Below are 17801 nucleotides of genomic sequence, written 5' to 3'. Positions count from 1 at the left end.
CCAACAAGAATTATTATTTGAATAAATAATGGTAAAACGCAGGCCTTGAACAAGGCCATGTGAAGAGAGAACCCGCCCCTAGAGGCGGGCCCGGAGCCTTATCCCGCAGATGGGATATTTGCCACCATACGCAAGGACGTCGTCAACTCTTCCATCTGTAACCAGGGTCTCAGATAGGCAATCGCACTGTAACATCCAGGCTGACCCGGAATCTCTTTTACTTCTACACGCGCCTCAGAAAGCGGGTACTTCGCTTTCATTTCAGGGCTCGCGTCGGGGTTGGAGTTAGTGTACTGGGAGATCCACTTGTTCAACCAGCGCTCACAATCACCAGCCTCCATAAAGGAGCCCACTTTATCGCGTGCCATTACCTTGAGGTAATGTGCAATACGAGAGGTCGCCATCAAATAAGGCAAGCGAGCAGAAATAGCTGCGTTAGCAGTAGCGTCAGGGTCATCGTATGCCTTCGCCTTTTGCGCACTTTGAGCACCAAAGAATACCGAGTAATCCGTATTCTTGTAGTGACACAGAGGCAAGAAGCCTTGAGCGCTTAACTCCGCTTCACGGCGATCGGTAATACCAATCTCTGTGGGGCATTTCTGATCGAGATCCCCATCGTCACTCTTGAACACGTGAGATGGCAGTCCTTCTACTTTACCACCACCCTCAGCACCGCGAATTGCAGTACACCAGGAGTTCTCAGCGAATGCTTGAGTCATGGTGGTACCCATAACATAAGAAGCATTCATCCAGCAGTATTGATCGTGCTCTGCTGGACGGGAAACGCCGTCTTCATCCACTTCAAACTCTTCGAAGTCAAAAGCTTCGATCGGCTTGGTATTAGCACCATAAGGGGTACGGGCCAGGGTACGCGGCATTACCAAGGTGACAAAACGGGAGTCGTCACTGTCACGGAAACTGCGCCACTTGATGTACTCGGCGGATTCAAAAATACCACCCAGATCTCTCGGCTTGGAAAGTTCTGTGTAGTCATCAAAACCAAACATGCCGGCACCGGCAGCTGCAACAAACGGACAGAAGCCAGCCGCAGCAACATTAGACATCTTGCTCAGCAGCTCGATATCCTCAGGGTGACTGGTGAACTCGAAATCCCCGATCATTACGCCGTAGGGCTCACCACCCGCAGTACCAAACTCTTCTTCATAGATCTTTTTGAAGGTCTGGCTCTGATCAAACTCAACTGCCTTATCCAGGTCGCGGAAGAGCTCGCGCTTGCTCAAATTGAGCATGCGGATTTTCATGGTAGCGCCAGTTTCCGAGTTCATGACCAGGTGATTCAGACCACGCCATGATCCTTCCAGCTTCTGGAATTTCTCGTCATGCAAAATAGCAGATAGCTGCTGGGACATAGCCTTATCAATCGCGCTAACGGCTTTCTTGATGGTCTGGGTCAGGTTACGATCCCAGGTGACCGTCCCTTTCATTACTTGCTCTGTTAAATTCGCAAGCAAGTCTTGTGCTTCTTGAGGCTCAGTTTGTTTAGTTGCCGCAATCGCCTGGTCTAGGAGACTCGCCGATTGCTCTTCAGCTTCACTACCTGCAACATTTTCTACTTCAGTGCTCATTCTGAGTCCTCTCCTTTATCCTCATTCAAGCCCAACTGGTCAGAGATAGCGCTGACGTTTTCTGTGCTCTTGAGAATATCCTCAAGTACTTTTTCAAGCTCCTCTGAGCGATCAGCTTTACTCAGCAGATCACGTAGCTTGCTGCGAGCTTCGAGCAATTGCTTGAGGGGCTCAACCTGCTCAACAATCTGTTCTGGCGAAAAATCGTCCATATTGTTGAAGTCGAGATTAACAGCCATTTTACTGCCGTCACCCGACAAAGTATTTTCCACCTGGAGATCCAGTTTCGGATTAACTTTACCCATTACATCGTTGAAGTTATCGCGATCAATCTGGATAAACTTGCGATCTTTCAGAGCTTTGCGATTCTCGGCATTATCGCCAGAGTAATCACCCATAACGCCGGCTACAAAAGGAAGCTCCTTTTTGACTTCGGCTCCGTTAGTTTCAACATCGTAAGTGATATGTACACGCGGCTTACGCACGCGCTTAAGTTTGTTGTGGATGCTTTCAGACATCTAAGGTCTCCTTTCCGACTTTAGGGACTGCTGTTCTCAGTTAATTACCAACCAGTGCTGGCTTCTTCTTGCGGTTGCTCACCCCAACCATCATCAGAGACTGGCGCGGATACACTTTCAGTAGGTGTATCTGCGGCAACCGCAGGAGCTGATGAAGTGCCACTTGTAGTCACTGGTGGGGTTATATATTTTTGTGTATCCGTGCCATCGAGACGAACTCCCGTCAACTGGGAGTAAAGCGCTTTCGACTGGTCATCAGGTAGCAATTCAGACATCAATTGTGAAACGGTCATTCGTCCCCAGCCTATCAGCCTCTCCAGGCCGGGCGCCAGCGGCGTATGCGGCTCATAGGTACGAAAATACTTTGCCGCCTGCTCAAGCAATTTTAAGGCATCTTCTCTGGACACTACCGGACCGGTAGGGACAGCTACAGCAGAGGCAGCCACAGAAGTAACCGCTGCTGCAGCTGCATTTCCAGCTTGAACTTCCCCAGCAGGCTCTTCTGACGATTCAGGCGCCACATCTTCTTGAGTCTGCTCCATAGACTCCAAGTGCGTCTTATAAATAAAACGGCTTGTCCGCAACACCTCATCCAATAGAGATGAAATATTCGTGGATGGGGGGGCATCATGACCGCAGCTTTGTCGCAGGCTATCATTTATGGTCTTAAAGTGCCCCAGCGCTGCCTCGATTGTCTGAACGAGGTTTTGAGCCCATTCACCGCTCGCACTGTTTACACATTGATCAATCTGCTCAAGGTTGTAACCCAGCGTTTCTATTCGAGCAGCCTTGGCATCGTCATCTGCAATTCTGTCAGCATCCCGAGCCTGTTGGAATTGGAAGAATGAATAGTCCCCATAATCCCCTTCGGGAGTAATACCGGCACTGCGAATAGGCATTAGCAAGGTGCCATCACCACCATCACCATTCAAACCTGTCAGGGGTGCTACTTTTGTCTCAAGGCCATCTTCGTCTGGTAAGGGATACAGACCTTCCCAATATTGCTCTACTAACGAGTCGATCACCTGCAGGCCATCTCTCAAGCCAATAAAGCCATGTAAGCGAATCAAGGCCTCGGTATACCAACTGGCAACCTCTAAGTCCTTACTCTTTTTCCCTAGGATATTTTCTGCAGCTTTTGCTACATCCCTCCAAGGTGCGAGTAGGTCTGTGTCTGCATCATCGAACATTGCGGAGCGTTCAGCAGCTCTTGCACTGTTGCGAGCATCTTTGATCGAGTAATAATCAGAAGTTGGCGAACGATCCTCTCGGATATCTTCCCCTACGGGATTATCCTCTGAGATTGGAGCAACTAATTCATCGATATTTATCGTGTTTGGGAATGCCATCAAAAAAGGCCCTTATACCGAATCAAATCCTTTAATCAGAATTCTGAGAAGAGTACACGTTGTAGATATCTAATCAAGGCAAATAATGCGCTTGGTACCTATTACTTTAAAAAACATGTTCAGTTGACAATTTTACGCTATTTATTTTTGTTAGATTTTGGCTTCTTATTCCAAGCCATTACATAGGAACCGCTGTTGAATCGCAACTCCCCATACTAGTCACAAGTTTAAATGTGGCAAAAATATGCAAAAACTCAGACCTACTCTTTTCAAAGTTCTCAAGAGATGACCACAAAAACACAGAATAGAAACTATCCGGGCTCTGAAAGAAAGTGACCAAATAGCGAACTGGTGTTTTTACAACCTCAGCAGACATCTCATAAATATGGCCATTTTGACTGTTACTTATCAGTGGTTCAGGCCCAGATATAATAACGCCATTTTCCACTCTAGTCAGACACTGCTGTATTTGTGCTTTACCAAAATGCTCAATCGACAAATCGTGGGGAAGCAGGGATCGATCTTGCTTTAGTACTATCAAATAGCGACTTAACTCTGAACTTCCAGCCTGAATCACAGCTTCCTTATTCAGATTGTCAAACCCCTGCCAACCGGCTGGAATACCAATAGAAGCTGTTCCATCAGTACTTTCCAAAAACTCCAGGGCAGGAGGTAACGGAGGGTCGCCACAATTACTAGACTTTTCAGTACAGTGTATTAATTGATCACCCAAACAGAGCTGTGTATGCCATCCCGCCTCCCAGAACTTTTTCATTAGCTGGCAGGCTTCCCTTCTATCTTCCGTAGCTTTGATTTGAGATTTTGCCCCGGTCAGCAGTCCTTTTATCTGACTAAAGCCCAAACCAAATTCACGCCCCAATGCAGCAATTGCATAGCGCCGCTCTACAGAACCTCTTATCTCCCCAGTAAAAATTATTCTGTAAGACATATCAGTAACCTTAGCTTCCTGCTCTGATACTCACTTTACAACCAGAACCTCTAATACAATTATCTCAATTCAATCAAACTTTATAGGTCTTCTTAAATTAACGTTCTGATCAACAAATCCATAGATGAAAAGTAAAAGTCCACTCTTAATATCAGTGAAGAATTTTCGCATGAAATTTTTTATGCAGCGCACTTAAAGCTGTCGACTTCTGCAAGGAGAAAAGATGTGCATAAATAAAAGGCAAACAACCTGATTCACGCAATTCCAGGAAAGCTGCAGAATCAAGCTCTCCCAATCTCTTCTCTGAAACACAATAAACACCTGTTAATTTATGCTTAACATCACCTGGCAAGTCTATATTTATTTCTTTTTCTACCAGCAAATTATTCCGCTGCAAAATACTGACAAACTTCCAAACCTGTGTCTTTTTAAGATGGATATCCTCTAAGCGGCGCTGCGCTTCCAATAAGTGACCACTTGGATTCCCATTCTCTTCAAACAACCTAACACCTAAAGAACTATTTCCGTCTTCAGATAATAGAGACGATTCAACGCAAACAAATGCATTGGAAGAGTCACCTTCTTTATATTTCAAATAGAAGGGATAAGAGCGAATAGATGCGGGAATATAATCACCCTGCCATTGTCCTTCTTGCCAAAAAAGGTTTTCTCCAGGTGTTACGCCAAGTAATGCACAGCTCTCAAGCTTTCCCGTCTCTTTTGATCGAGTAAATATAATAGGACAGGCACGCGCCACCGGTATGAATTCAGGCAATAAGATTGGGCAAATATGCGAATTCTTACTGTGGGAAAGATCACTTTTGATTAATTTGCAATTGCGATGCTTCTTCTTATCCAAGATAACCAGCTGTCTCACGCTGTGCCCTCAATCCTAACTTATATTCTTCTGTAACTGCACACCAAGCATTGAGCTATAGAGCTCAGGGCTTGGCAATGATGGGCACAGCAAGGTTGTCGGGGCCAAGTGTTGAGACCCCTCACTCCACCACAGACTATATGCGGAGTAGCTACTTTTGCTCATCTGCCCTAATAGACCTGCAAAACCTCTTTCCAGACTATTCGATTGGCCTGTGGAGACAACAAAGTCTCCTTGTGCTGGAGGCAGAGAGATAATGCCCGCCCTGTCAGGGGGAGCACTAAATGCCTCACATAACTGGTCTGCATGTAGCATATTTTGCAGCGATGTAATTGCTAATTCAGACAAGCTCTGGAACCAGCTCTTAGCATCAGACATAAAAGCAAATGCATCCACTACTGGGGATAGCGGAGCAGCAAATGTCAACGGAAAATAGCGCCCAACACTATCCACACTAGGTACTAAAATTCCGGCCCACGCATTGGCATCAATGATGCCTTTACTGTGGACAAACCTCCAAACAGGACTGGTCAAGTAGTAGTCCAACCACTCTTGACCTACGAGTTCGCGAGAACCGAATACCGCTCGTTGTAACCAGCCATCCCATACAGTGACAAAACTACCCGGCAGCTGTCGCTGAACAAAGTCCCCGTGACCCGGCAACTTACCAAAAATACCAACTGTATTTTGCAAATCATCTACTCCGTCTACAGGGTCTCAGGGCATCGATATCCGCGGAGTAAACTGCGGTCGAATGGATTGTTTACATTAGATGCAATCAATTTAAATTGAGCCTTTCGCCCTTCCTCAGAGAAAGTGACAAAGTGTTCTGCATTACTTCGCCCGGCTTCCAAATCTGAGCTCGCTAACAGTCTGTACCATGCCCAGTCCCCTTCAAAATGCTTGCGATGAACAGTCTCATTCAGATCTTCAAAGATAATGCGAACCCGATTACTTTCACCACCACGCCAAGTCAGCTTTTTAGTGGTTTTAGGGCCATGGGAGTAAGGAACTCGCTGCTCTCCAAGTTCAAGTTCAAACAAACGAACACTGGAATCCAGTTTCGTTGGCTCAATACGGAAAGAGTAAGAAGCTCCTTCTCCGGCACTGAAGAAAGTTTTTCGAATACGTTCAGCTCGACGCAACTGTGAAAGGGCTTCCCTTGAAAGGCTAATACCCTGCCCTTCAACGTATTTGATTTTCCAGTTTCTGGTATCCACAAATGGTTTCAGATACTGATTGACAAATTTCTCCTCAATACCACCTGGTTTGAAGTACTGGTTAAACTCCATCACCGGCACTTCCTGGTCACGGTCGCTGCGCAGTGGGTACCGGTTTGCCAGGCTATTGCTATAGCTTTGATACACCTCTTCACGCCAGACACGGTTTATATGCGCCTTAGTCTTGGCCATTACCAGCCCCCAAGCGCTGTCAGCAATATCTGTCAGCCACTGGTCAAAGGGTGCTGGCGCATTGGCAGCCTTAACCCTTAACTGTTTAATCGCATCGCTACCGCCGGCAAAACGCGCTTTGGCACGTCCAAAGGCCGCTTGATTCGAATCGGGAGCGCTGTCGATCTCAGTGAGGTATTCCTGAATTTTATTAATAGTATCCAGGTATTCTTGGATACGCGCTGGCCGCCCCTTCTCACTCTGAGTGATTCGCTGAACCTCCTCAAACCTAACATCAACAATGTTTGGCTTGTAATGATCCTGCAAGGCACTGGTTGCACTACCCAGTGCGGCTTGTCCCAGCTTTCGAGTAGTACTGGATACAGGTAGAGGTACCCCAGAAGCATCGACTGGCACTTCAGGACGAAGGGTCAGACGAGTGTTATCTGAAGTTATCTCGGTAATCGCAAGCAGGGGTGAATAAATAGGATCAGACAACTTTGACAACACATCCAATGCCTGTGAAGTGCTACCAAACCTCTGTATTTTGAACCCGCCAAGGAAGCCCTGCCAACGCTGTAAGTACTCCCCAAGATAGATTCGTTTTACTTCCTCACCAAGCTTTTCACGGTCGGCTTCGGTAAAGTCCTCACCGCTCAGATCTCCTCCATAAATCCAGCGCTCTTCAGCCATATTTGTCATCAGCTGAGAGTCGGCTCCAAAGTCCAGTTCTTTATAACCCGCCTTTGTATAGAGGAAGGGAATCGTGAAGTTTGGATTATTGGCTCCCATACCAAAAATTTGCTGAGTGTCTCCACCAATTTCCTGGTAGAGATCTACAGGAGTCAATCCGAAGTCACTATTTTGTAGTTGAGCAAATAACCGCTGAGGCACAGGGATACGACGCAGCTGTTGTCGCGCGCGAGCTACCACCCTCTCATTCTCTTCAATTGAATTGGGTAGAGGCTGAATAAATAGTTGATCTAGGTGGTAGCGCAGTTCTTCCTGCCTCCCAGCTTCACCGGGTAGCTGACGCTCCCAGCGAGCAGTGTAGTAAGCCTCTATGGTTTTCAAATCCATTTTATCTGGATTAAAAAACATCAAATAGGTTTTGAGAGTACTTACCAAAGCGGGATCATTACTTCCGAGACGACTTAAGTCACTCTCTATATCACGAAGTAAAGCGGGAAGATAAATAGTTTCTAATTTATGGCGATAGAGATCATTTGCCGCGGTATCAATTCTGGTGTCATAAAGTCCCAAATTGCCAATCCACGGATGTTCCTCACGATCGTAGACCGCACTAGCCCGCTTCAAAGGCTCTAACAAATTTAAGGCACTGATGGGCGTAATATTTTTACCTTTCAGCTCACTCTCTGCACCTTGGTACGCGCTGAGATTATCGCTAACCTCTCCCATGGATAATTTATTCTGTGCGAGACTGCCACTCCATAAGAAAATAGCTCCGACAAAGCCTCCCGCCAAAGTAGCAAAAACTCCCCGGCGCAACCAAAGGTTGGCTGACTCAATCCGGCGATTAACGCCCACTAATTCAGCCTCTGGGAAAACGACATCCTTCAATAGTCGATGCAAGAAAAAGCTCTTACCAACACCCTGGAATTTTGGCCCGACGCTACGCTCTAGTCCAAAATCAGCAGTTACGGAGGACATCATACGGTCAACAGGACTGCCCTCCTGAGTGCCACTAGTAAAGTAGACCCCTCTGACCATAGGGACGGTTTCGTAACGATTTGGACCGAAAGTCTGCTTTACAAAATCTGTCAAAATATCTGTAAGGCTTTCCATTCGGGCAGGAAAACCTTGCAACAACGCCCGCTTCTCTACATTCCTCTCCTGATGAACACGCCACAATACGCGTTGGTTCAAACGCTCTATCAGCTGCTCAAATTCTGCTTTGAAATTATCGAGAGGGGCCCCTACAGTGGCGTTAGCTTCACGGGGAAAACTCATTCCCCAAACTTGCTCACGCTCAGCTTGAGAGAGGTTGTCGAAAAACTCTGTAAAACCTGCAACTAAGTCACATTTTGTGAAAGTGAGATAAATCGGGAAGCGAATACCCAACTCTTGTTGCAGTTCATTTACACGCTGGCGGATAATTTTTGCCTGGTGTTGGCGCTGCTCTTCAGTTTGCACCATTAAATCTTGCAAGCTAATTGCAACCAGAGCACCATTGATCGGGCGGCGGCGGCGGTATCTTTTCAATAAGCTCAGAAAAGCTTTCCAAGCGCTATTATCGTAAACCCGGTGACTGTCCTGAGTCGTATAACGCCCTGCGGTATCAATTAAAACTGCATCATTGGTAAACCACCAATCACAGTTACGGGTGCCCCCTACCCCACCCAGGGCTTCCTTCCCATGACTCTGCGCCAGAGGAAATTCCAACCCGGAGTTCACCAGGGCTGTTGTTTTACCACAACCGGGAGGCCCAATAATGATGTACCATGGAAGCTGATAAAGGGAAACTTGTCCCTTGTCAGATTTAAACCGAGCACTACGTAATACACCCATCGCTTCACGGAAGCGACCAGAAAGAGCATTCAACTCTTCCAGCGAGCGTTCTTCGTCTGGATCTGTAGAATCGGCTTCTTGTGATTCCTCAATGCCTTTTATTAAAGCCTGGTTTTGGCGTCTCTCTACCAACCATTGGCTAATATTCCACACAAGCCAAATAGCAAAAATAAAAACAATAATAGTTAGCCGGACAGAGTGAGAAAGCGTGGCATTATCACTACCAAACTTAATGTAATCAGCCGCAAACCAAATGAGGAGGGAAAGAGCTGAGAGCCCTATGAGCCCCAACACCCACTTATTGGTAAAAAAGTTACGCAAGCGTTTCATGAATTGCTCCGTCTTCCAGGGTATCGACCATACCCAGGATCAATATCAGCCCGAGTGTTACCCTTCTCCTTGCGGAGACTCATCATCACTTTTGGACAAATCTAAAATCTGGTCCGCGACCGGTGTCGTCGTTTCATAGAGCCACCAGCGATAACCACTATAAGTTGCAAGTAACAATCCCAGGACAACACTCATAATCACCCAGAGGGGTATATAGTGAATCAGCCGGGATTTTCGCTCTACGCATCCTTGCCAACGCGGCGAAAGATCTCGGTCCATTGGCTGCTTGTGCTGTTCAATTGTTCTGTAGAGCTCATCACGAATCTGTTCTATTTGTTCGTGTCCACGCTGTACGAGCCGATACTTACCCTGAAAGCCCAAGCTCAAACACAGGTAAAAAAGCTCAAGGAGTTCCAAATGACTTGCGGGAGTTTCCAGCATGCGCTGCAAAATGACAAAACACTTCTCCCCTCCAAAAGTCTCTTTGTGAAATAGGCTAAGTAGAGAGTGCTGGCTCCAACCGCTAGCTGTACCCCAAGGCGTGGTCAAAACAACCTCGTCCACGACGGTACATAGTAAGTAACGGGCTGTTAGCACTGATTCAGGTGTTAAAGCCAGTTGCTTTGCCTCACGCTCGAAGCTTTGGATTTCCGTAGTAAGTCGCTTGTGCAGATCAGGTACGTTGGCGTGATTCATCGTTGTGCGCAATTTGATAATTACGCCTAACAATTTCGAAGCCGCAGACACCAATGGATTAAGACTGTTGCGGACCTGAGCCTCGACCGGGGCATCTTGGCTGGCAAAGAATTGTGGCTGAGCCTGAGCTGCTGCCGGTGCTGCTGCGGCACCGGGTGTCGGTATCAAAACCGTTCTATCCCCAGCATTAGGGGCCCGTGGAGGAGTAAAGCTGTCATTACTCATATTAATTATTCCTTATGGCCCAGAGTTCCATAGTTAATCCAGGGAACTCTGCGCCCAGATGCACTGCAAAACCACCCGAGCGAGTCATGGCCTGCCATAACTCTCCACTGCGCTCCACCTCAAAGTAAGTGAACCCTGCGTGATAGGGGATTTGTCGAGGAGCCACGGGAAGTGGGCGCAGAGTCAAGCCAGGCAACTGCGCAGAGATAAGTTCTCTAATCGCCTCAACTGGGGCAACCTTTGCCTGCGTGGGGAAGCGGCTGCGCAATAGATCGCCAGGCATATCCGCTTTTGCGGCCATAATAAAACTGGCTGATTTTAATAATGAAGGATCGGTAACCGGAGCAACATATATCCCGAATTTGCGCTGCACCAATTCCATTGCAATCGCTGTTTGCTCCAGTACTGTGGAGAGCGACTGCCTAAGTGCTGAAAACAGCCCAGCAAAGCTTACTTGCAGATCCTCATGTGCATACACCGGAATTTCTGGAGGGCGCTTAGACTGAGCAGTAAACGTCGAAAGTTCGCCTGCCAACTGCAATAATTCAAGAAATAAGTTGTGCGGATGTAATCGGGGCTGAGCCGTGATCTGCTTTAATAAGGGTTCAAAGCGGTTAATAACCTGCAGTAACAAATAATCAGCAATTTCTGCAGATCCGCTTCTTCCGCTGTCGCTCAAACGATGACCCAGAGCCGAGCCTCGATGGTCGAGCAATCCTTTTACTTCTTCAATATATGCATTGATAACCGCAGAAGTCTCCGCATTTAACAGCGGTGGGATATAGTCGGAATCAAGCTCTACCGGCTTTTCTGGTTGGCGCTCTTTAATTCGGGCAACTCCAACCGCAGCATAGCCACTCAGATCATCACTACCTAATTTGAGACAAGCTCTTAACTTTCCGACTTGGATACGCGCGGACTCACCAGAAGACGCCGCACTATTACGGGCATCAAAGTTCGAAGCCTGATAACGTGCCTGCGGGAAGTCCTCTTGATCTCGAATCGACTCCTGGCTACCTGGGCGCTTCATCGGCACACATAAGTAGACTATTTCATCACGAGTATTAACCGGAACATCCAGAACATCCGGCAAATGCTCATTTTCAGGGGCAAGTATCGGGGTACCATCGGGAAAAACAGCTTTCACTCTCGATAGAGAAATTTTTCCCATCGATAATGGCTCACTATCGATCGCCAGCTCTACAATCCCCCAGGTATAAGGCCCGAGCGGAGCTGTGCGCGCTTCGACAAGCTGTTCGAGATAGCGATCCTGCTGTTGAAAATGCTGAGGGCGTAAAAACATGCCCTCGCTCCAGATCACTTTATTGTTTGCCGACATAAATGTTCCTTAAAAAGCTCTCGTAATATTTCCAGGGCAGCAATTTTTAATGCCTGGGCAATAATTTCTGCCCTATTGAGACCGCTGCATATCCGGGAGCGTTTTTTTCATTCTTTCATAATCTTCTTTGGAGATTGTTACTGTTTCCCCACTATCATCTTCACTGCCACGAGTAGTCAATTTTGCTCGACGACGCTTGGCAATATCATCTGGCGAACCAATTCGTACATCGGCCAGCGATACTTCATATTCATTTTTTTTGTGGTCTGTAATTGGCAGCACCATTAGTGCCTCTGCATCCTGATACTGTACAAACTCAGCTAGAAGCCCGATATATTTTACGTCCGGCGTTAAAGCCAGTTCTTCTATACGCTGTTCCCCTGGAGCAAACTCTTTAAGGATTACAGTATCAATCAAATCCTTGCCGAGGCGGGATTGAGCATTCTCGTAAAGGTTAAGAAAATCTTCACGGGCAAACTGGCGCTCATCCGCGAGCATAAACACTCGTATAACAACGGGAGAAGCTCGGCCATCATCATCTGGGTTTACGTCATTCTGTGTCTCTACAACCAACTCGAGACTGGTATCCAGATTTAGAGTCCGCCTCGTTGTTTGGCAACCAACAACTGCAACTGCCAAAACAGCGATTAAACTGACCTGAAATAATTTTTTTATCGACACAAGCAATTCCCTCTTTTCCGTCAACTTATTAATTTTTAATGCTTCGCGCATTTTTTAACTCTGATAATTGATTTTCATAAGTAACTGCAAATTCATCACCAAACAACTTGCGATAGCAATTATCCGGATCACCAACTAGCTCCCTGTAAATTGCAGTAAATCCTTCCCATTTTTTTGCATTTTTGTTTCCAAAAACGCCGGAAGTATTCCCCAGTCTGCGCTCAATATTTTCCGGGCTAAAGAATTTGAGCATGGCGTTGTAACCTGCTCTCATTCCAGCCAAAACCGCAACTTGATGATCTGACAAATCATCAAAACTATCCTTCACTGCCTCAGCGGGATTCATAAAAGCACCGGTACCCGCAAACATAGCTTCCAATGCATCCCGTTCCGTAGCACTAAATTTCAGCGGATTATTAGCTTCCGTTTGAATCATGGTTCGCTGCACACGCAGCTCATTCTTAATGCTGTTTCTTGCGCGCAAAAGGTCAATAAGACGAGCTACTGTTTCCCGGACAATTTCAGCTGCTTGCTGGTCCGCCTGTTGCAACTGGACCGGGTTCATATTCAGGCCGAGAGTAGATGCAAAAACGCTCCCCCCTGAAGAACCTGCGGGCTGAGTTACTGGGGATTGCTGTAAATGCGAAAACTGCTGAGCTTGGGCAGCCAAATCCGGTTGTGGATTTGGTTTTGGCTGTAGTTGCGGTTGCGGTTGCGGTTGCGGTTGCGAGGACGATTGCCCGGAACCAAACCCTGGAGCGCCATCAACTTGTTGCCCCTGCATAGCAGCGAAAGAGTCTGCAAAGGGGTTATCTTGAGCAGGCGGAGAAATTGGCTGCTGATTAAACCCTTGGGGCTGCCCTAACGGCTGAGATTGCATTGCCTGTGGCTGTGGCTGTGGCTGTGGCTGTGGCTGTGGCTGTGGCTGTGGCTGTGGCTGTGGCTGTGGCTGCATAGCCTGAGGTTGTGGTATCGGAGTTGCGACAGGTTGCTGTGAAATTCCCTGGAAACCACCCATAGGAACTTGCGGCTGCGGAGATACCACTTGAGGTTCAGGCACCGCAACCGTATCAACAACAGGTTCCGGTATCGGCTGGGGATTTATTTGCATTGAGTGCTGATCAGCTGGCACATGATCATCGTCACTACCATCTTTCCACCACTCATCATCAGACCATTGATTACTGGATTGCTGCTGACCCGTAGAACCCACTAAGCCACCGACAGGTGACATCTCAGGAGCACCACCAACAAGACCAGACGGGTCAGATTGGCCAAAGGCAGCAAGTGGGTCCAGCGGGCCTGATTCCGAGGTGAGAAGACTATCGCTAGTTGGGGTGTTAGCCTGATTACCCAGCCCAATCGAGCCCCACTCCCCAGTTTGAGCCACATCTGACTGCGGGCTGGAACCCGGCTCAAGCCAACTATCCAATTCTTTCGCTTCTGCCTGGCTTTGCATTTTTGCCATGGCATCCGCGCTGAATGTTGTTCGATCCGAGGTATCGAGAAAATCTGCACTTCCCAGACCTTTGGGAAGATCCCCCTCTTCCTTAGGCTGTCGCAGTGAAACTTTCAGTTTATATTCCCCAAGAACGATCATGTCGCCCTCTTTTAATGGGACTTGATTTCCCTTTCCTAACGGATTTTCTGAATCATTGTAATAGGTTCCATTAGTACTAGTATCTACCAGAAAAAACTGATTATCGGTAAAGGAAATCTGTGCGTGTTTTGAGGAAACCACTCGATCTGGATCGGGTAAAACCCAATAATTATCGGCAGAGCGACCCAAACTGCCACCAGCTTTCGTGAACAGTTTTGTATGTTTAAGCATATTGGCGCCAGAAGGGTCGGCCAATACTGATAGAATTAGATCCATTTATTCCTGACTCACAATAGTGGTTTATTCATAGTCTTCAGGTAGATTTTTGCCCGCATATTCCTGTAAAGATCCAACCCCTACACTTACGCCCAAGGGCCTTTGAGTGTACCGCCACTCAAAGAACTAAAGCTCGGAAGAATGACTTGATCCCGCCCTTGCACCGAACGCATAGTGCTAATACCAGCCTGCATAAATTTTGCAGCCGCCCTATCTGTCAGGAGCGCTTCTGCACAGGGCGTCAATAATTCGCCATTGGGTAACTTGCGTAAATGAAGGGGTAAGTCTTCATAACTTGCAGACGAAGGGGGCTGTAATTTGCCAGTTTGAGAAAAGCCTTGGCAAACCGCTAACCCCAACAAATAAACACTATTCCCCCAAAGATAATATTCATGACCCTGCTCTGGGGTTAATTCTTCAAAATTAAAATACTCTGTTGTAGAAGTATTTTTCCCAAAGGGGAGTCTCAGCATAAATCTGGGAGCTGCCAACGCAACATGCTCACTAGCAGAGTATTCACGGACCGCCTGCCAACTTTCCGCAAACTGATCGCTCAACGGATAGTACCAATCATCAGGATCTACTGAACCTGACAAGTTTGGACAGCCTGCTAATTTTGGATCCCCACCCAATAAAAGTGCACTTCCCGCAGCTTCTGCAATCGTGGATAAATCTATCAGCAGGTGAAGGTCTCGCTCCTCATCAGTAACAAAGTAATCCCCTATGACTAAGTTATAGGGGATATTTCCAGAAGCTGTTTCACGCTCAACCAGTAACTTAAATGTCTGCGACTTTTCCAAGTCGCTTTCGGCTTCAGCAAAATCAGCTAGAAGCTCTTCTTTACTAACGTCTATTAAGTAAAAATCCAGGTTCCCGTGCTCTTCGACACGTCTCAGCAAAAGTTGCAGACTCAGCCAACTAGCCTCTAACTGACGAAAATCACTGTGATGCATCAGTTTACGCATCGCATCAGACGTAGCTTCAGCCAGGGCATTTAGATATTCACCCTGGCGAGGGTCCTCACTTTTCTGCACGTAAGGAGCGACAATATCTTTGATTAGCTGGTCAACCTGGAAAGTATTTTGACCTTCCTTTGCATTACGCTCTCGACCGGCAGCCAGGATTTCATCCAATATCGACTGCTCGCTATCGCGCTGACCCAAGCCCTGCTTAGTGGCTAACTCTGGTTTCCACTGTTGAATTTCCTCAGCAGCCTGCTGGAACTGACGCGGATCGAGCAGCCTGCGCTCCAGCTCAATAAACTTCTTAAACAATGGCAAACGGCTATAAAGGTAATCTGGGTGCAAATCATCAAAGCATGGTAATCCCAGAGGGCGATCCAGTACGGGCAACTGCAAACTCACGCCTAGATCAGCAAAAACGCCCTCAAAGGTATCGCGGTTCAACAGGTATACCCTTCGACTGGAAATCGTTTCGGGTTCACACTGGCGGCGACTCGCTCTCCCGCTGAAATCACCCAGGATCGCAACTTTCAATCTATCAGTGCCAAAATCCATAACTGGTTTTTCCTTATTGTTATCGCCAAGGATCTGAAATCCCGTTGAAATGCTGGGCCTACTCACAATTTGTCACCTGCTGACAGGGCTTAATTACCCTACTTCTTATGGCCTTTTAACGCCCTCAACCCGACATTAGGTTTTAGCTAGGCAGTTTCTTTTGGTTCTTTTTCGACTTTATTTGCTTTTTTAGGGCGACCACGCTTAAGCGGTCGTACTCTTTGGTTAACAATCTGCTCAATTTTCTCTTTAAACGCATCCCCGCCGAGCACATGACCTAACTTAATCGTTTCAGCGATATAGTCGAGCAACTTTCGATCAAAGCTATACTGAAATAACTTCCTGTAAGATTGCGCTCTCTCCACCACTGTATCCCCAAGAGATAGATACAAGCGGTGATCCTTGATCAAATTATCTTTCTTAATGTTTGCGTGATGGTTAAAACTTGACCACTCGTAATCCTCAAGGGAGTCTGACAATCCCAAATACAGTGGGCGCAACTCTACGTATCTGTAACAGGTCAACAAATACGCATCAGAATCAATCAAGCTGGACTTATAGCGTCCTCGCCATAGTGTTCCGGAGCGCTTGTAACGGTGATTGACAAACTGCACATAGCGACGCCCAAGGGATTGCATCATAGATGATATCCCATCCGGTATCGTGGGCGTAGCTATGATCTGGATCATATTGGGCAATAAAACATATGCGTGAACATCAACGCCATATTGGTCTGACGCGTTACGCAAACTAATCAAATAATATTGATAATCTTCCTCGTCAAAGAAGCAGGGCAGATTGTTGTGGCCTACCTGCACAATATGCTGGGGAACATTTATCAAATTGAGCCTGGGCAAACGGGGCATTTTGCCTATGGGTCCTTTTTTAGCTGGCTTAAAGCCTTTTCTGTAGAGAGGTAAGGCTCTTATTATCGCAAATCAGTGAAAAGTATTTCAAACTTGGTATGCGAGCAAGTTAACATTAGCCTCGGTGATCGGTTGTAATAATATTACGCCGCATTGTATTGCTTTTTATTAAAGGGGAGTTGCACCAGACATGGATCAAATTAGTCTGGCGGTCAACGGGCGCACTGACATTGGTCAGGTTCGTGAGGAAAACGAAGATAGCATTCGCTGGTACGCGTCGGCGGAGCAGCCTTTTGCCTATATTGTGGTAGCCGACGGGATGGGCGGTTACACCGGTGGCGCCACCGCCAGTAAAATTGCAGCTGAGACGGTTCAAGCCCATCTCGATGACCTGCTGAAACACACTTTTTTCTCCTGCACGTCTGAACAGCAACAGCTTATATTGCGCGCCACCCTTATCGACGCAGTCAACAGCGCAAATACAGCTCTAATCAATACCAAAAACCTGAACCCTCAGTTTTCCAATATGGGAACAACTTTGGTTGCCGCGGTCATGTGGCGCGACTTTTTAATCGTTGCACATATTGGCGATTCTCGCGCATACCTGTGGAACAATTATGGATTGCAGCGCCTTACACGAGATCACAGCGTTGTACAGGAGATGATTGATTCAGGTCAATTAACCCCCGAGCAAGCCAAAGAGTCCAATGTCCGCAACCATATTACCCGTGCCTTGGGGGTTTCCAGCAGTGTAGAGGCGGATATAAATAGCTGGAAACTCACGCAAAACGCACTCCTTTTGTTATGTAGCGACGGGCTCACTGAATATCTTGATGATCATGCGATAGAGCGCGTACTGGCCACTCATCGTCCGGCATTAGAGTGTGTATATCGTTTTATTGACGATGCTAATCGCCTAGGTGGGCGCGACAATATTACTGCAGGAATATTGGAATATTCTTCACAATCATTGCGTCAAATACTCCCCCACGAACAAAGTGTTACCGAACGTCCCAGTTCTTCTGACGTAACAATTAGAAAGTTACACCGCTAATTTGATTTACCGGATACT

Annotated in this window: 14 protein-coding genes; 1 reads left to right on the top strand and 13 read right to left on the bottom strand. The window is 47.0% G+C overall.

What is annotated here, in order from left to right:
- Positions 1–98 precede the first annotated feature (98 nt).
- The 13 genes from tssC to ACJJIM_RS21750 all read right to left on the bottom strand — a co-directional run bounded on the left by tssC (position 99) and on the right by ACJJIM_RS21750 (position 16729).
- Entirely contained in the window at positions 99–1586 is a 1488-nt protein-coding gene (tssC, locus tag ACJJIM_RS21810) for a type VI secretion system contractile sheath large subunit (protein WP_413664116.1), read from the bottom strand.
- Positions 1583–2104, bottom strand: coding sequence for a type VI secretion system contractile sheath small subunit (tssB, locus tag ACJJIM_RS21805; protein ID WP_444911959.1), 522 nt, complete (start codon positions 2102–2104; stop codon positions 1583–1585). The genes tssC and tssB overlap by 4 nt, the downstream gene beginning before the upstream one ends.
- 44 nt (positions 2105–2148) lie before the next feature.
- Positions 2149–3453: a type VI secretion system protein TssA gene (gene tssA, locus ACJJIM_RS21800; protein ID WP_444911958.1), complete on the bottom strand. Its 1305-nt coding sequence runs from the start codon at positions 3451–3453 to the stop codon at positions 2149–2151.
- A gap of 178 nt (positions 3454–3631) precedes the next feature.
- A complete protein-coding gene (locus tag ACJJIM_RS21795; protein WP_413664113.1) occupies positions 3632–4402 on the bottom strand; it encodes a hypothetical protein in 771 nt (256 codons plus the stop codon).
- Between the two features lie 151 nt (positions 4403–4553).
- A complete protein-coding gene (locus tag ACJJIM_RS21790) occupies positions 4554–5261 on the bottom strand; it encodes a SapC family protein (RefSeq protein ID WP_444911957.1) in 708 nt (235 codons plus the stop codon).
- A 33-nt stretch (positions 5262–5294) separates the two neighbouring features.
- Positions 5295–5972: a type VI secretion system-associated protein TagF gene (gene tagF / locus ACJJIM_RS21785; RefSeq protein ID WP_444911956.1), complete on the bottom strand. Its 678-nt coding sequence runs from the start codon at positions 5970–5972 to the stop codon at positions 5295–5297.
- Between the two features lie 14 nt (positions 5973–5986).
- Positions 5987–9529, bottom strand: coding sequence for a type VI secretion system membrane subunit TssM (gene tssM / locus ACJJIM_RS21780; protein ID WP_413664110.1), 3543 nt, complete (start codon positions 9527–9529; stop codon positions 5987–5989).
- A gap of 57 nt (positions 9530–9586) precedes the next feature.
- Entirely contained in the window at positions 9587–10450 is an 864-nt protein-coding gene (gene icmH / locus ACJJIM_RS21775; protein ID WP_413664109.1) for a type IVB secretion system protein IcmH/DotU, read from the bottom strand.
- A 1-nt stretch (position 10451) separates the two neighbouring features.
- Entirely contained in the window at positions 10452–11789 is a 1338-nt protein-coding gene (gene tssK / locus ACJJIM_RS21770) for a type VI secretion system baseplate subunit TssK (protein WP_413664108.1), read from the bottom strand.
- Between the two features lie 72 nt (positions 11790–11861).
- Positions 11862–12521, bottom strand: coding sequence for a type VI secretion system lipoprotein TssJ (tssJ, locus tag ACJJIM_RS21765; RefSeq protein ID WP_413664107.1), 660 nt, complete (start codon positions 12519–12521; stop codon positions 11862–11864).
- The gene (tagH, locus tag ACJJIM_RS21760) at positions 12499–14346 is read right to left on the bottom strand and encodes a type VI secretion system-associated FHA domain protein TagH (protein ID WP_444911955.1); all 1848 of its coding nucleotides are present in this window, start codon (positions 14344–14346) and stop codon (positions 12499–12501) included. Before tagH ends, tssJ begins: the two co-directional genes overlap by 23 nt.
- An 86-nt stretch (positions 14347–14432) precedes the next feature.
- A complete protein-coding gene (locus ACJJIM_RS21755) occupies positions 14433–15929 on the bottom strand; it encodes a type VI secretion system contractile sheath domain-containing protein (protein WP_444911954.1) in 1497 nt (498 codons plus the stop codon).
- Between the two features lie 80 nt (positions 15930–16009).
- Complete coding sequence (locus ACJJIM_RS21750; RefSeq protein WP_413664104.1) at positions 16010–16729, bottom strand: transposase; 720 nt, start codon at positions 16727–16729, stop codon at positions 16010–16012.
- A gap of 190 nt (positions 16730–16919) precedes the next feature.
- Here ACJJIM_RS21750 and ACJJIM_RS21745 point away from each other — a divergent pair, with 190 nt between their 5' ends.
- Positions 16920–17783, top strand: coding sequence for a Stp1/IreP family PP2C-type Ser/Thr phosphatase (locus ACJJIM_RS21745; RefSeq protein WP_413664103.1), 864 nt, complete (start codon positions 16920–16922; stop codon positions 17781–17783).
- Positions 17784–17801 lie beyond the last annotated feature (18 nt).

Source organism: Microbulbifer maximicatervae (SeqCode) (assembly GCF_052467615.1).
The sequence above is the reverse complement of the archived record's forward strand: the minus strand, read 5'-3'. Positions and strand labels throughout refer to the sequence as shown.

Coding starts and splice junctions, on each gene's coding strand:
- tagH (WP_444911955.1), bottom strand. CDS start 14,346: ATGGATCTAATTCTATCAGTATTGGCCGACCCTTCTGGCGCCAATATG.
- icmH (WP_413664109.1), bottom strand. CDS start 10,450: ATGAGTAATGACAGCTTTACTCCTCCACGGGCCCCTAATGCTGGGGAT.
- ACJJIM_RS21750 (WP_413664104.1), bottom strand. CDS start 16,729: ATGCCCCGTTTGCCCAGGCTCAATTTGATAAATGTTCCCCAGCATATT.
- ACJJIM_RS21745 (WP_413664103.1), top strand. CDS start 16,920: ATGGATCAAATTAGTCTGGCGGTCAACGGGCGCACTGACATTGGTCAG.
- tssC (WP_413664116.1), bottom strand. CDS start 1,586: ATGAGCACTGAAGTAGAAAATGTTGCAGGTAGTGAAGCTGAAGAGCAA.
- ACJJIM_RS21795 (WP_413664113.1), bottom strand. CDS start 4,402: ATGTCTTACAGAATAATTTTTACTGGGGAGATAAGAGGTTCTGTAGAG.
- tssK (WP_413664108.1), bottom strand. CDS start 11,789: ATGTCGGCAAACAATAAAGTGATCTGGAGCGAGGGCATGTTTTTACGC.
- tssJ (WP_413664107.1), bottom strand. CDS start 12,521: ATGCGCGAAGCATTAAAAATTAATAAGTTGACGGAAAAGAGGGAATTG.
- tssM (WP_413664110.1), bottom strand. CDS start 9,529: ATGAAACGCTTGCGTAACTTTTTTACCAATAAGTGGGTGTTGGGGCTC.
- tssB (WP_444911959.1), bottom strand. CDS start 2,104: ATGTCTGAAAGCATCCACAACAAACTTAAGCGCGTGCGTAAGCCGCGT.
- tssA (WP_444911958.1), bottom strand. CDS start 3,453: ATGGCATTCCCAAACACGATAAATATCGATGAATTAGTTGCTCCAATC.